15 protein-coding genes and 1 riboswitch are annotated in these 13827 nt (G+C 67.5%); of the genes, 10 read left to right on the plus strand and 5 right to left on the minus strand.

All coding sequences use genetic code 11. From position 1 onward, the window contains the following. From TSO5_RS33120 to TSO5_RS00265, 3 genes are all read left to right on the plus strand, one after another. On the plus strand, window positions 1–205 hold a 205-nt coding region (locus tag TSO5_RS33120; RefSeq protein WP_211099778.1), incomplete at its 5' end, for a hypothetical protein. A gap of 59 nt (window positions 206–264) precedes the next feature. After that, the gene (gene trpS, locus TSO5_RS00260; protein WP_109149740.1) at window positions 265–1263 is read left to right on the plus strand and encodes a tryptophan--tRNA ligase; all 999 of its coding nucleotides are present in this window, start codon (window positions 265–267) and stop codon (window positions 1261–1263) included. Between the two features lie 27 nt (window positions 1264–1290). After that, entirely contained in the window at window positions 1291–1947 is a 657-nt protein-coding gene (locus TSO5_RS00265; protein ID WP_109149741.1) for a pyrrolidone-carboxylate peptidase, read from the plus strand. 9 nt (window positions 1948–1956) lie between these two features. Here TSO5_RS00265 and TSO5_RS00270 read toward each other — a convergent pair whose 3' ends face one another. Then, the gene (locus TSO5_RS00270; RefSeq protein ID WP_109074864.1) at window positions 1957–2331 is read right to left on the minus strand and encodes a MarR family transcriptional regulator; all 375 of its coding nucleotides are present in this window, start codon (window positions 2329–2331) and stop codon (window positions 1957–1959) included. A gap of 914 nt (window positions 2332–3245) precedes the next feature. Between TSO5_RS00270 and TSO5_RS00275 the strand changes: the two genes are divergently transcribed. Both TSO5_RS00275 and TSO5_RS00280 read left to right on the plus strand, forming a co-directional pair. Further along, entirely contained in the window at window positions 3246–4784 is a 1539-nt protein-coding gene (locus tag TSO5_RS00275; RefSeq protein ID WP_247870507.1) for an alpha/beta fold hydrolase, read from the plus strand. 83 nt (window positions 4785–4867) lie between these two features. Continuing rightward, on the plus strand, window positions 4868–5569 hold the full coding sequence (locus TSO5_RS00280) for an FkbM family methyltransferase (RefSeq protein WP_109149743.1): 702 nt from the start codon (window positions 4868–4870) through the stop codon (window positions 5567–5569). Between the two features lie 51 nt (window positions 5570–5620). On the opposite strand, the gene TSO5_RS00285 is transcribed toward TSO5_RS00280, so the two are convergent. Then, the gene (locus TSO5_RS00285; protein ID WP_109149785.1) at window positions 5621–7153 is read right to left on the minus strand and encodes a YifB family Mg chelatase-like AAA ATPase; all 1533 of its coding nucleotides are present in this window, start codon (window positions 7151–7153) and stop codon (window positions 5621–5623) included. Window positions 7154–7374: 221 nt separating this feature from the next. Here TSO5_RS00285 and TSO5_RS00290 point away from each other — a divergent pair, with 221 nt between their 5' ends. From TSO5_RS00290 to ribB, 5 genes are all read left to right on the plus strand, one after another. After that, entirely contained in the window at window positions 7375–8121 is a 747-nt protein-coding gene (locus TSO5_RS00290) for a creatininase family protein (protein WP_109149744.1), read from the plus strand. Between the two features lie 176 nt (window positions 8122–8297). Further along, entirely contained in the window at window positions 8298–9338 is a 1041-nt protein-coding gene (gene hrcA / locus TSO5_RS00295; protein ID WP_109149745.1) for a heat-inducible transcriptional repressor HrcA, read from the plus strand. Window positions 9339–9392: 54 nt separating this feature from the next. Then, entirely contained in the window at window positions 9393–9995 is a 603-nt protein-coding gene (gene grpE / locus TSO5_RS00300; protein WP_109074868.1) for a nucleotide exchange factor GrpE, read from the plus strand. A 157-nt stretch (window positions 9996–10152) separates the two neighbouring features. Further along, window positions 10153–10530, plus strand: coding sequence for a response regulator (locus TSO5_RS00305; RefSeq protein ID WP_109149746.1), 378 nt, complete (start codon window positions 10153–10155; stop codon window positions 10528–10530). A 90-nt stretch (window positions 10531–10620) separates the two neighbouring features. Further along, a riboswitch (FMN riboswitch) is annotated at window positions 10621–10771 on the plus strand. Between the two features lie 149 nt (window positions 10772–10920). After that, window positions 10921–11583, plus strand: a complete 663-nt coding sequence (ribB, locus tag TSO5_RS00310; RefSeq protein WP_109149747.1) for a 3,4-dihydroxy-2-butanone-4-phosphate synthase — start codon at window positions 10921–10923, stop codon at window positions 11581–11583. Window positions 11584–11621: 38 nt separating this feature from the next. Here the strand turns inward: ribB and TSO5_RS00315 are convergent, their stop codons facing one another. From TSO5_RS00315 to TSO5_RS00325, 3 genes are all read right to left on the minus strand, one after another. After that, complete coding sequence (locus TSO5_RS00315) at window positions 11622–12506, minus strand: DUF1848 domain-containing protein (RefSeq protein ID WP_109149748.1); 885 nt, start codon at window positions 12504–12506, stop codon at window positions 11622–11624. 65 nt (window positions 12507–12571) lie between these two features. After that, complete coding sequence (locus tag TSO5_RS00320) at window positions 12572–13129, minus strand: NifU family protein (RefSeq protein WP_109149749.1); 558 nt, start codon at window positions 13127–13129, stop codon at window positions 12572–12574. A gap of 167 nt (window positions 13130–13296) precedes the next feature. Further along, window positions 13297–13818 carry a universal stress protein gene (locus TSO5_RS00325; RefSeq protein WP_109074873.1) on the minus strand — a complete coding sequence of 174 codons (522 nt, stop codon included), beginning with the start codon at window positions 13816–13818 and terminating at the stop codon, window positions 13297–13299. Window positions 13819–13827: the final 9 nt, after the last annotated feature.

The raw sequence follows: 13827 nt of genomic DNA on the forward strand, positions 1-13827 counted from the left end.
CGCGCTTGATGATCTCCAGGATCAGGACCAGAAGGGTAAGGATCTCTTTCATCCTTCTTCTCCTTCTCGTGTGGCGGGGGCGGCAGGTCCGCCCCCTCCCAACCACACGAACGCGGCGGTAGCACACAAGCGCATTCAATACAACCGGAGCCACCCGGCCGCGACGATCCGCGCGGACGGCCGCCATGAGCGCGCCGCGCCTTGACCGGCGGACTTCGGGGGGCGATAACTGCCGCCTCCCAGAGTTTTCGAGCGAGACCACCCGTGAACCGCATTTTCTCCGGCATGCAGCCGACCCGGCAGCTTCACCTCGGCAACTATCTGGGGGCGCTGCGCAACTGGGTGGAACTGCAGAACAGCTACGAGTGCATCTTCTGCGTCGTCGACCTGCACGCACTGACCATCGACCAGGACCCGGAAGTCCTGCGCAACAACATCCGCGAGGTCGCCGCGGCCTACATCGCCGCCGGCATCGACCCGGACAAGAACATCCTGTTCAACCAGTCGGTCGTCTCCGGCCATGCCGAGCTGGGCTGGATCCTGTCCTGCCACACGCCGCTGGGCTGGCTGAACCGCATGACGCAGTTCAAGGAAAAGGCCGGCAAGCAGAAGGACATGGCCAATCTGGGCCTGTACGCCTACCCGACGCTGATGGCCGCCGACATCCTGCTCTACAAGGCCACCCATGTGCCGGTGGGCGAGGACCAGAAGCAGCATCTGGAACTGGCGCGCGACATTGCCGGCGCCTTCAACCGCCGCTACGAGACCGAATTCTTCCCGCTGCCCGAGCCTCAGATCCTGGGCGAGGCGACGCGGGTAATGAGCCTGCGCGACGGCAAGAAGAAGATGTCGAAGTCGGACGAGTCCGAATATTCGCGCATCAACATGACCGACGACGCCGACACCATCGCGCAGAAGATCCGCAAGGCCAAGACCGACCCGGAACCCCTGCCGGAAACCGTGACCGAGTTGGAAGCCCGTCCCGAGGCCGACAACCTCGTCACCATCTATGGCGCGCTGGCCAGCCAGTCGCGCGAGCAGGTGCTGGCGCAGTTCGCGGGTGCCCAGTTCTCCGACTTCAAGAAGTCGCTGGTCGATTTGTCGGTGGACAAGCTGGCGCCGATCACCACCCGCATGAAGGAGCTGCTGGCCGACAAGGCGGAGATCGACCGGCTGCTGAAGAAGGGCGGCGAGCGCGCCTCCGCCATCGCGGAGAAGAACCTGAACGACGTCAAGGACATCATCGGCCTGCTGCGGCCGTAAGGATGTGACTGTAAGGATGCCTTGCCCGTGACGGCTCCCATCCTGCTCACCGGCTTCGCGCCGTTCGGGACCATCCCGGACGGCGAGCCGGCCCCAGAGTCAGACCATCCCTGGACGGCCGATCCGACCGCTCTGCTGATGGACCGGCTGGCGGGGGAGCCGGGGGTCGTCACCGCCACCCTGCCCCCTCTCTATGACGCCTGCGGCGACGCCTTCGCCGAACTGTTGGCGGAACACCAGCCGCTGGCGGCGCTCAGCTTCGCCTACCTCGAGTCGAGCGATTACATCCGGCTGGAACGTCTGGCCTGGAACCGCGACGAAAGCCCGCTGCCCGATGCCGCCGGCACGGTACGGGAACACGCCGACATCGTGCCCGACGGGCCGACCGCCTATGGCAGCACCCTGCCGGTGCCGCGGGTCATGCGGGAATTGTCGATGGCCGGGCTGCCGGTGACTTTCGGCGATTTCTCCGGCGGTTTCCTCGGCAACCATCTGTTCTACCGGGCGCGCCACGTCATCGAGAGCGCCGACCTGGATATCCCCTACGGCTTCTTCCACATGCCGCCGCTGCCCGAACGGGCCAAGGAGTTGCGACGGTTCGGCGGTCTGGCGCTGGAGCGGCAGGAGCTGGCGGTGCGCACGCTGGTGGGAATGCTGCGCACGGCGCTGAACGGGATCGCTTAGTTACGAAATTCAGGCTGTTTTGGCGGCGCGGCGCTGCTCGGGCGGGTTCACGATGGCGCGCAGCGCGTCCAGGAACTCACGGCCCTTGTCGGTCAGGGTGACGATCTTGCGGCGACGTTCGCGCGGGTCTTCCTGCGCCTGCACCAGATCGAGGCCGGCCTTGCCGAAGCTGTGCCAGCGGCTGAGCGCCGCAACGTTGCGCGACGCGGAGGATTGGGCGATGCCCAGGCGTTCCGCCAGTTCGCCGATGGAGATGCCTTCGCTCTGCGCGATGGTCATGAAACTCAGCGCATACTGGATGGGCAGGTCGGGGTCGAGCTTGCGGAACGCCTCAAGCACCTGGACGACGGTAAGGACCTCGTCATGACGAACGCGGGCCGGCATTCAGCAGGTCTCCGCGGCGCCGCGCGCTATGCAGCGCGGGAGGGTGGTCCCCAACGGGCCGGTGTGTAGATGATGTTCAGGCGTCCAAGCCATAGGATGACTTCCCCGTTCTCACGCCGCAGGTCGAAGGACCCGGCCGGCGATGCCCAGCGGGCGTGTTCAACGAAGAGACGGTGACCGCAAAAACCCAGAAAGACACACATGGGATCCTCTCGATATCCGGAATTCACGTTCGAAGGGTGCGGGAAGAAGGCGGGCCGGCTGGGCATGATTGGCGGCCATATGGGCGGTGATGGCCGGATCGCCCGATCGGCGAGTCCAGGCGGTGGTTACGATGGCTTTCATCGATACTCTCCAGGGGTTGAGTGATACCGGCCTGAGAGGCCGGCGGATCCGGTATCGCCGGTCAGCGATACGGTTGCAAGGTCAAAAATGTCCGCGCGTCCGATAGGTTCCGATCGCGGATGTGAAAAGGCGGGAGACGGCAGCCGAGCGGTGGCCCTTCTCCATCCGCCGCTTCCCCATCCACCAGTCCCATGTCGCGCCGCAGGTGGTCGCACAATCGGCCCGGTCCGGAGGATGCCCCGGAATCGAGCCAGCGGCTCCGCATCGCCGTCCACAAGGTCGGCATGATCTGCTCCTACAAATGAGAGGCTCCGTCCGTCGGGCCTCTGGTGGCGAAATAATTCCGCATGCGGATGTGTTCCGTCAACCCGTCCATCCGTCAACGACGTGATCTTTGCCGCACGGCTGTTGCGGATCAGCATCACCTATCGGCCGTTTTGCCCCCATTTGGCTATCCATCGGGATGGCGCCGGGCGCCTCTGGACAAGCGAAGGTCGCTCGGTCAAACACAAAGCCGCCGCCCAAAACCGTCTGCGGTACTCCATCCATCAGGTCCAGGTCGTCCGTCCGTGTCCATCCTCTCCTCTCCCGCATGGCCGATAGCGGTGCGCTCCGCCCGCAAGCTGCGGGCTGCGCTCGCGGCGGCTGCCGTGGTGATGGGTGCGCTGTTGGCCCTGCCCGCGGCGGCGGAGACCCGCTTCACCCCTGGCCCCTGCTGGTTCACCGTTCCCGACGGCGAAGCGGCGCTGTGCGGGACGGTGGCGGTGCCGGAACGCCGCGACCGCGCCAACAGCCGCAGCCTGCGCCTGCCGGTCGCCGTGCTGCTCAGCACCGCGCGCCAGCCCGACCCGGACCCCGTGCTGTTTCTGGAGGGTGGTCCCGGCGCCTCCCCCTTCGGCACCGGCGAGGCGACGGAAGAGCGGATGGAGGTGTGGTGGGAGCTGTCGGCCCCCTTCCGCCGCACCCGCAACCTGATCCTGTTCGACCCGCGCGGCGTCGGCCGGGCGGAGCCGGACACCGATTGCCCGGAGTTGGACGCCGTCGACGCCACCCGCGCCACCCGGCCGCAGACGCGCGAGCAGCGGTCGGCGGCGGAACGCTCCGCAATCAGCGCCTGCATCGCGCGGCTGGAGGCGGCCGGGCTGGATACCACGCAGTTCTCCACCCCCGTCGCGGCGGAGGATGCGCTGGACATCGCGACGGCGCTGGGCGCCCAACGGGTGAACCTGTTCGCGGTGTCCTACGGCACGCGCGTCGGGCTGGAGATCCTGCGGCGGCAGGGCGGCCGCGTCCGCACCGCCGTGTTCGACAGCATCTATCCGCCCGACGTCAATGCACAGGAGGAGACCGCCGGGCTGGCCCAGCGTGCCTACCGCCGGCTGTTCGACGACTGCGCCGCCAACCGGACCTGCCGCTCCGCCTTTCCCGACCTGGAGAAGCGCTTCGTCTCCCTGGTCGAACGGCTGGATCGCAATCCCGTCGATATCGTGGTCGGCGATCATGAGACGCGCCGTGTCCTGCGGCTGACCGGCGGCGCGGTCATCGCCGCCGGGCTGGAGGCGATGGCGGTCAGCGAAGCGGTACCGGCATTGCCGATCATGCTCGACCGCGCCATCCGCGGCCAATACGCCACGCTGGCCGAATGGGCGCCGACCAACTGGCTGGGCGATCCGGAGGTCGCCGACGGGCTGGCCTTTTCCGTCGAATGCCGCGAGTCGGTCAACACCGCCGACCCGCAGAAACGCGCCGACAACGCCCGCCGCTATGCCCCCTACGGGCTCGTCGCCGCCGACGATCCGGGCCGGCGCGTCTGCCGTCTTTGGCCCGCCGGCCATCAGGAACCGGCCGAGCGCCTGCCGGTCGCCAGCCCGGTGCCGGTCCTGCTGCTGTCCGGCGCCTACGACCCCGTCACCCCGCCGGACTGGGGCGACCGTGCCGCCGCCACCCTGCCGAAGAGCCGCCATCTGGTCTTCCGCGCCGCCAGCCACATCGTGACCTCCAGCGAGGACTGCGCCATGGCCGCCGCCGTGACCTTCGTGGAGCAGGAGTCGGTGCCGGCGACCGTCTGTCCGGGGGCGGGCAAGCCGCCGGTGTTCGAGGGGCCGTGACTTTCTGAAAGAACATCTGGATAGATTGCTAAATACATTCACAGAAATGTAGAAATTTTTAAGCAACGATTAGAGGATTTGAAATGATTAAACTGGACCGAATTTGTGAGCACACATTTTTCTCCCTGATCGACGAAAATTCCATTGTGCTCGATTTCGGCTGCAATGAAGGAAAATTCGCGCATACCGTCATCGAGCGGTATGGCTGCAAGGTCTTTTCAGCCGAGCCTGTCCCTGAATGTGCCGAACAGATCGCTCGACATCCCAGGCTGACGCTTCAGCAGGTTGCGATTTCAGGCGCATCGGGCAGCCTGGACATCCATGTCTATCCGGACCGCTGTGCGAGCGGCTTCAACCGTTCTCCGGGAGAACAGGCGATTCGGACAATCCGGGCCGACGCCATGACCCTGGCGGAGTTCCGGCGCCGCTCCGGCATCGGCCGCATCGCCTTGTTGAAGATCGATATCGAGGGTGCCGAATTGGACATGTTCGCGGCCGCTGCGGACGAGGAATTTTCGGACATCGATCAGATCACCATCGAATTCCACGACTTCCTCTATCCGGAAATGCGGCCGGCGGTGGAGGCGGTGAAGCAGCGGATGCGGTCGCTGGGATTTCATATGTTGCCATTCTCCCTGGACAACACCGACGTCCTCTTCGTCAATCGCCGGGCCGCGGTGAACTGGCAAAACCGGCTGTGGGCCGGCACCGTGGTGAAATATGGCCGCGGGCTCGAGCGGCGGCTGTGGCAATTGATCGGCCGACCCGCCCCGGCGGACCGCTGACAATCGCAACCAATCCGAAGCGCAGCCCCGGCAGCGGCGCCAGACGGACCGCTACCGCCCCGGCGCGATCCGCCGGTAGCTCAGCGCCTCGGCGATGTGGCGACGCCTGACCCCCTCGACCCCGTCCAGATCGGCCAGCGTCCGCCCCACCCGCATCACCCGGTGGTAGCCGCGGGCCGACAGCTTCAGCCGCTCCGCCGCCTCGGTCAGCAGGGCGCGGCCGGGGGCGTCGGGGGACGCGACCTTCTCCAGAAGTTCGCCGTCGGCCTCGGCATTCGTCCGCACCGCCCGGCCGGCCGGGTAAGGACCGAAGCCGCCATAGCGTTCCGCCTGGATGGCGCGGGCGACGGCAACGCGGGCGGCGATGTCGGCACTTCCCTCGGCGGGAGGCGGCAGGCTGAGGTCGGCGGGACTGACAGCCGGCACGTCGATATGCAGATCGATGCGGTCGAACAGCGGTCCGCTGATCTTAGATTGATAATCTGCCGCACATTTCGGCGCCCGCGCGCATGCGAGCGAGGCATCGTCGAGATGGCCGCAGCGGCACGGATTCATCGCCGCCACCAGTTGCACACGTGCCGGATAGGTTACATGATGATTGGCGCGGCTGACCACCGCCTTGCCAGTCTCCAGCGGCTGGCGCAACGCCTCCAGCAGCGCGCGGGGGAATTCGGGCAACTCGTCGAGGAAGAGAACGCCCTGGTGGGCCAGGGAAATCTCGCCCGGCTTGGCCCGCGTGCCGCCGCCGACCAGTGCCGGCAGGCTGGCGGACTGGTGCGGCGCGCGGTAAGGACGCTGGCGCAGCAGACGCCCACCCTCCAGCAGCCCGCCGACGCTGTGGATCATCGACACCTCCAGCGCCTCCGCCGGGTCGAGCGGCGGCAGCAGGCCGGGCAGGCGGGCGGCCAGCATCGACTTGCCGGAACCGGGCGGCCCGATCATCAACAGGTTGTGCGATCCGGCGGCGGCAACCTCCAGCGCGCGCTTGGCAGTCTCGTTGCCCTTCACGTCGCGCAGGTCGGGCGGCGGCGCGTCCTGTTCCTGCAGCCGCGGCTTGGGCGGGGTCAGCACCTGGGTGCCCTTGAAATGGTTGATGAGGGCCAGCAGGTTGGCCGGCGCCAGCACGTCCAGATCGGGACCGGCCCAGGCCGCCTCGCCGCCGCAGACCGCCGGGCAGATCAGGCCGCGGTCGTTGGCCAGCGCGTCGATGGCGGCGGGCAGCACGCCGGCCACCGGGGTCAGCGCCCCGTCCAGCGCCAGTTCGCCCAGCGCCACGTAGCGGGCGATCTCCGCATCCGGCAGAACCCCCATCACCGTCAGCAGGCCAAGCGCGATCGGCAGGTCGAAATGGCTGCCCTCCTTCAGAACGTCGGCGGGGGCGAGGTTGACGGTGATGCGCTTGGCCGGCAGCGCCAGCCCCAGCGCATGCAGCGCGGCACGCACCCGCTCCCGGCTTTCGCCCACCGCCTTGTCGGGCAGGCCGACGACGGTGAAGGCGACGATTCCGCCGGACATCTGGACCTGGACGTCGATCCCCAGCACCTCGATGCCCTGGAACGCCACCGTGTTGACGCGCGCAACCACCACCGCACCCCGAAACAGACGCCCATGCGGGCAAATTGCACGCGATTGTAGTCACCACCGGAGCAATGCGCCAGCGCGGGATGAGAACGGCCGTCGCAACGGCCCCGTCATGCCCGCCCGGCGCAGGGAGCGGTTGTCGCGGCCGTTCGGCCGCCTAACATGAGGACAACCGCATTCCGGGCCGCATTCCCGGCACGCATCGTCGAAAAGGATCCGCCACCGTGCAGCTTCACCTGAGCACCTGGGCCGAGGTCGAAACCTACCTCAAGACCTCCAAGGGCATCATCATGCCGATCGGCTCGACCGAGCAGCATGGGCCGAACGGGCTGGTCGGCACCGACGCCATCTGTGCCGAGGTCATCGCCAAGGGCGTCGGCGACGCCACCGGCGCGCTGGTCGGCCCGACCATCCCGGTCGGCATGGCCGTGCACCATATGGAATTCCCCGGCTCGATGACGCTGAAGCCGTCGACGCTGATCGCCCTGCTGCGCGACTATGTCGGCTCGCTGGCCGAACACGGGTTCGAGCGCTTCTTCTTCGTCAACGGCCATGGCGGCAACATCGCCACCGTCCGCGCCGCCTTCTACGAGATCCATGCGGAGAACCGGGCGCTGCGCGGCCGCGATGCGCCGGACCTGCGTTGCGCCCTGGTGAGCTGGTGGGAGAATGGCGAGGTCGCCCGCCTGTCGCGTGAGCTGTACCAGGGCAAGGAGGGCTCGCACGCCACCCCCAGCGAGGTGTCGCTGACCCAGTACGCCTATCCCGACTCGATCAAGACCGCGGCGCTGGAGCCGGAACAGGCGCCGGCCGGCGGCTTCCACGACGCCCGTGACTTCCGCCGCCGCTATCCCGACGGCCGCATCGGCTCCGCCCCCGGCCTCGCCCGCCCGGAGCATGGCCGGCAGCTGTACGAGGCGGCGGTCGCCGCCATCGCCACCCAGTACCGCAACTTCCTGGCGGAGCAGTAAGGGGCGTCGAGCGGTCGTGATGAAACGGCCTTGCGACCGTTTCAAGGTCGCAAGGCCGCAGAGCTTCTTCGCCCCGCACGTTGATTCGGCGGTCGGACCTGCCTAAATTCGGACCGGTTGACGGAACTCCCGTTCCGCAGCCGACCAGCCCGAACAGAGCCCGACCGCCCTAGTCCATGATCAACGAGCTGAACCAGCGATCGCGCGAGATTTTCCGGCTGATCGTCGACGCCTATGTCGCGTCCGGCGAACCGGTCGGCTCGCGCACGATCTCCAGGCGGCTTGGCATGGCCTTGTCGCCCGCGACCATCCGCAACGTGATGGCCGACCTGGAGGAGCAGGGGCTGCTCTATGCCCCGCACACGTCTGCCGGCCGCATCCCGACCGACGCCGGCCTGCGCATCTTCGTCGACGGCCTGCTGGAGATCGGGTCGCTGACCGAGGACGAGCGCGCCTCGATCGAAGCGAAATGCTCCGCCTCCGGCCGCGCCTTCGCCGACGTGCTGGGCGAGGCGTCGACCATGCTGTCCGGCCTGTCGCACTGTGCCGGGCTGGTGGTGGCGCCCAAGACCGACCGGCCGCTGAAGCATATCGAATTCGTGTCGCTCGGCCCCGGCCGCGCCCTGGTCGTCCTGGTGAACGAGGACGGGCTGGTCGAGAACCGGGTGATCGAGGTGCCGATGGGGGTGCCGACCTCCACCCTGCAGACGGTGTCGAACTTCCTCAGCGCCAAGCTCGCCGGCCGCACGCTGGACGAGGCGCGGCAGGAGGTGCTGCAGGAGATCGAACAGCAGAAGACCCAGCTGGACGAATTGTCGCGCAAGGTGGTCGCCGCCGGTCTGGCCACCTGGGCCGGCAGCGGCGGGTCGAACGCCGGCCAGCTGATCGTCCGCGGCCAGTCCCGCCTGCTGGAGGACGTCACCGCGCTGTCCGACCTGGAGCGGGTGCGCGGCCTGTTCGAGGCGCTGGAGACCAAGGAGACGATGCTGCGCATGCTGGACGCCACCGGGCGCGGCGACGGCGTGCAGATCTTCATCGGCGCGGAGAATGTGCTGTTCAGCCATTCCGGCTGTTCGATGATCATCTCCCCCTTCCAGAACAGCCGGGAACAGGTGATCGGCGCCATCGGCGTCATCGGCCCGACCCGGATCAATTACGCCCGCATCATTCCGCTGGTGGATTACACCGCCAAGGTGGTCAGCCGGCTGATCGGCTGAGCGCCGCCTCCCTCACTCACTCCGCCTTTTGACGAAGCAAGAATTGAGAAAACCATGAGCGAAGAGCAGAACAAGCCCTCCGACGCCACGGTGGAGCCGACCGAGGCCACCGCCGAGACCGCCGCCGCCAACGCTGCGGAAACCGGTTCGCCCGAGGACCGCGTCGCCAAGCTGGAAGCCGAGGTCGCCAGCCTGAAGGACCAGCTTCTGCGCGCCATGGCGGAGACGGAGAACACCCGCCGCCGTGCCCAGCGCGACCGCGAGGACGCCAGCAAGTTCGCCGTGTCCAGCTTCGCCAAGGAGCTGGTGTCGGTCGCCGACAACCTGCGCCGCGCGCTGGACGCCGTGCCCGCCGAGGGCCGCGAGCAGGACGAGATGCTGAAGGGCCTCGCCGTCGGCGTCGAGGCGACCGAGCGCCAGCTGTTCGCCGCCTTCGACCGCGCCGGCATCAAGAAGCTGGACCCGGCCGGCGAACCGTTCGACCCGAACTTCCATCAGGTGATGTTCGAGATCGAGAACACCGGCAAGGCCGCCGGCACCGTCGTCCAGGTCCTGCAGCCCGGCTACACCATCCACGGCCGCTTGCTGCGCGAGGCGATGGTCGGCGTCGCCAAGGGCGGTGACGCCGGCGGCCAGCACGTCGATACGAAGGCGTAACCATATCGCCCTGCCAAACCCCCGGTTCAGCGGCGATGCCGCCGGACCGGGGGTTTGGCGTTGTTCGGGATAGGGAACGCCAGCGGTTGACGGTTGCCGGGAAATTGCCTAGGCCTTTCCCATATTCCTTTCGGCCGAGCAACCGGAGCCGCCTTTCATGCCCCCCTCTGCGACCAAGAGCGTCCTGACCGTCGACGATTCCAAGACCATCCGCGACATGGTCGGTTTCACGCTGAAAGGCGCCGGCTATGAGGTGGCGGAGGCGTCGGACGGCAATGCCGGCCTCGCCCTGGTCAACCAGCGCAAGTTCGACTGCATAATCACCGACCTGAACATGCCGGGCCTGGACGGGCTGGCCCTGACCCGCGCTATCCGCGGCTCGGCCCTCAACCGCGCCACCCCGATCCTGCTGCTGACCACCGAAGCCGACCCCGCCAAGAAGTCCGCCGGCCGCGAAGCCGGTGCCACCGGCTGGCTGGTGAAGCCGTTCAACCCGGAAAAGCTGGTGGAGACGGTGCGGAAGGTTTGTCCGTAAAGCCTGTGCGCACCCGTCACCCGCACCCTTGACAGACATCACTCCGCCCACGAAGCTGAGGCCGCCGTCCGCAAACGGGCGGCGACATATGCTTGTTCTCAGGGCAGGGTGAAACTCCCGACCGGCGGTATCCCTTCAACTGAAGGGGAGCCCGCGAGCGCCCGTGGCACCCGCCACGGGGACAGCAGACCCGGTGCAAGGCCGGGGCCGACGGTTACAGTCCGGATGGAAGAGAATGAGCTGGCTACGCAGCCACCCATGCCGGACGTAAAGCCTGGGCCGGGGTGACGGCGATGGCTTGCGCCGACACCGTGGATGCATTGCTTCCCGATGCCGGAGGATCTCTTTTGCGCCCTGATTCAGGCTCGCCCAATTTTTGGAGTGAGAACCATGAATCAGCCCCAGACCCATGATGGCCTTCTTTCCCGTTTCGGTACGCCGGAAGAGCGGATCGCCCTCGCAGTCGAGCGCATCCGCAAGGGCGGCGGAGTCATCGTCGTCGACGATGACGACCGCGAGAACGAAGGCGACATCATCTACCCGGCCGATGCCATCACCATCGACCAGATGGCCTTCCTGATCCGGACCTGCAGCGGAATTGTCTGCCTGATCCTGCCGGAAGAACGACTGGAAAGGCTCGATCTTCCGCCGATGGTGTCGGCCAACAGCGCCCGCTTCGGCACTGCCTTTACGGTGTCGATCGAGGCCCGAACCGGTGTCACCACCGGGGTATCGGCCGCCGACCGCGTCACCACCATCCGAACGGCCATAGCTGAAGATTGCCGGCCCGAGGACTTGGCGCGGCCGGGCCATGTCTTCCCGATCCGCGCCAATCCCGGCGGCCTCGCCGCCCGCCGCGGCCATACCGAGGCTACCATCGACCTGATGTTCCGGGCCGGCCGCAAGCCCGCCGGTGTCCTGTGCGAGGTGATGAACCCCGACGGCACAATGGCCCGCCTGCCGGAGCTGGTTGCCTTCGCCGTGGAGCACGATCTGCCCATCGTCAGCATCGCCGATCTGGCCGGCGACCATCGCCTGCGTTCAGTAGCGTGAGGGAAGCGGCCCCGCCTGAACGGGCGGGGCCGTCACTCTCAGGCGGTGGCTGACCGCCGCGCCACCAGAAACTCCCCCTCAGGATCATGCGCGGCGAACCACCGCTGCGCCGTTCCACGGTCGGCAACGGCATAGCAGTAGACGCATCCGTGCGGACAGCTGTCGTAATCGCCGATGTCGCGGCTTTCGGCGCACAGGCAACCGGGCCTATTTCCCTTCTCCCTCGCCGCGACCGGATACCCCGCGACATCCGACAGCCGCACCGCATCGACACAGCGGGCCGGCGCCGTGCCGGGCGCCCCCACCAGTTCCGGCTGGGTGCAGAGCGTCAGCGCCATCCCCTCCCCCGCCGCGATCTCCGCCAAATCCGCCAGCAGTGCGCGTTTCTCCTCCGCCTCCGGGTCACGCCAGACGATGCCGGCGGCGGCGAGGTTGCGGGCGGTCTTGCGGTAGGGCTGGAGGAAGGAAACCACCACCTCGTCCGTCACCCCGCGCAGCGCCCGCGCGATCCGGGCGAAGGTCTCGCGGTGCCAGTCCGGCGGGGTCGCGTCGGTCAGTGCGATGGGGTCGTAGCGCCAGACCGCCGCCCGCGGTCCCCAGCGCTCGCGCACCCTCGCCATATGGCCGACCGCCGTCTCCCAATCGGGAACCGAGCGTTCCAGCGCGGTGGGCAGACCGGTGACGCTGTACTGCACGATGAAGGGAAAGCCCCGCTCCGCCACGCTGTCGAGCGCGCCGAGGAACGGTCCCAGATTCTTGGTCCAGAAGATGAAGCCGTCGACCGCCGGCCGGGTCAGGTCGATGCGGTAGGTCTGGCCGCCATAGGGATTGACCATCCGGCAATAGCCGGCGTCCAGGCGGTTCAGGAACCAGTCCCCATAGAAGGCGGGAATGTCGGTCTTGTAGCTGGCGGAGATGATCATGGTGCCAGCATGGGAATGCCGGCCCGCCGCATCAAGGGCGAGCCGGCATCATCCGCAGTCTGGCCTTACTGGACCGAACGGACTTCGACCACTTCGGGGATGTAGTGGCGCAGCATGTTCTCGATGCCGTGCTTCAGCGTGGCGGTCGAGCTGGGGCAGCCGGAGCAGGCCCCCTTCATCGCCAGATAGACGACGCCCTTCTCGAAGCCCTGGAAGGTGATGTCGCCGCCGTCCTGGGCGACCGACGGGCGGACGCGGGTGTCCAGCAGCTCCTTGATCTGCTCGACGATCTCTTCGTCGTCGGCGTTCGACGCCGCGGCATGGCCGTCGCCGCCGTCTTCCAGCAGGACCGGGCGGTCGGCGGTGAAATGCTCCATGATGACGCCGAGGATCGACGGCTTCAGCAGGAACCAGTCACGCGCGTCGGTCTTGGTGATGGTGATGAAGTCGGCGCCCAGGAAGACGCCGACGACGCCGTCGATCTCGAACAGGCGCTGGGCGAGCGGCGAACGGACGGCATCCTCGCGGCTGGTGAAGTCGGCGGTGCCGCGTCCGAGCACGTCACGCCCCGGCAGGAACTTGAGAGTCGCCGGGTTGGGCGTCTGCTCGGTCTGAATGAACATGGTCTGGTCCTCCATCGGCGGCGGAATGGAACCGCCGGCGCGCCCGGGATTGGGCCGCGGCACGATTGGGGGAAATTTGGGCCGAATCGCCGGGCGGATCAAGGACCCGGACTGTGTGGGTATTCGGCATCCGGCATGCGCCGCTATCCTTACTTACATGCCTCCGCTCAGGTAATAGCGTCCAGCGCCTCGTTGCTGAGCCCGCCGGGCACGATGGTCAGCGGGATGCGCAGCCGCCCCAAGCCGCGCCCGGTGTAGTAGGAGATCAGCGGACCGGGACCTTCGGGATCGGTGCCGGCGGCCAGCACCAGGATGGAAATGCTCGGCTCCTCCCCGATCAGGGCCAGCACCTCCTCGGTGCGGTTGCCTTCGCGGACATAGAGCGCCGGCAGGGTGCCTGTCAGCTGGTTGACCTCGCGCGCCAGCTTCTGGAGCATCTGCTCCGCCTCGGCGCGCTGTTCCTCGCGGATCAGGTTCTCCACCGCCAGCCAGTGCTGCATCTCGCCCTTTTCCAGGACGGTCAGCAGCGCCACCTTGCCGCCCGATTTGCGGGCGCGCAGGCAGGCATAGCGGAGCGCCACCTTCAGCTCCGGGCTGTCGTCGACCACCACAAGGAAGATGCGCACCGGCTTGGGAGCCGGTGGCTGGGCGGGCGTTTCCGGCGTCGTGGACTGCGTCGCGTCGCTCATCTCGATCAC

Origin of the sequence: Azospirillum sp. TSO5 (assembly GCF_003116065.1) — a bacterium.
Taxonomy (GTDB): domain Bacteria; phylum Pseudomonadota; class Alphaproteobacteria; order Azospirillales; family Azospirillaceae; genus Azospirillum.

Bases quoted from the DNA above. Each gene is read 5' to 3' on its own strand.
- TSO5_RS00270 (WP_109074864.1), bottom strand. From the start codon at position 2,331: ATGCCGGCCCGCGTTCGTCATGACGAGGTCCTTACCGTCGTCCAGGTG.
- TSO5_RS00280 (WP_109149743.1), top strand. From the start codon at position 4,868: ATGATTAAACTGGACCGAATTTGTGAGCACACATTTTTCTCCCTGATC.
- hrcA (WP_109149745.1), top strand. From the start codon at position 8,298: ATGATCAACGAGCTGAACCAGCGATCGCGCGAGATTTTCCGGCTGATC.
- grpE (WP_109074868.1), top strand. From the start codon at position 9,393: ATGAGCGAAGAGCAGAACAAGCCCTCCGACGCCACGGTGGAGCCGACC.
- TSO5_RS00305 (WP_109149746.1), top strand. From the start codon at position 10,153: ATGCCCCCCTCTGCGACCAAGAGCGTCCTGACCGTCGACGATTCCAAG.
- ribB (WP_109149747.1), top strand. From the start codon at position 10,921: ATGAATCAGCCCCAGACCCATGATGGCCTTCTTTCCCGTTTCGGTACG.
- TSO5_RS00315 (WP_109149748.1), bottom strand. From the start codon at position 12,506: ATGATCATCTCCGCCAGCTACAAGACCGACATTCCCGCCTTCTATGGG.
- TSO5_RS00320 (WP_109149749.1), bottom strand. From the start codon at position 13,129: ATGTTCATTCAGACCGAGCAGACGCCCAACCCGGCGACTCTCAAGTTC.
- TSO5_RS00325 (WP_109074873.1), bottom strand. From the start codon at position 13,818: ATGAGCGACGCGACGCAGTCCACGACGCCGGAAACGCCCGCCCAGCCA.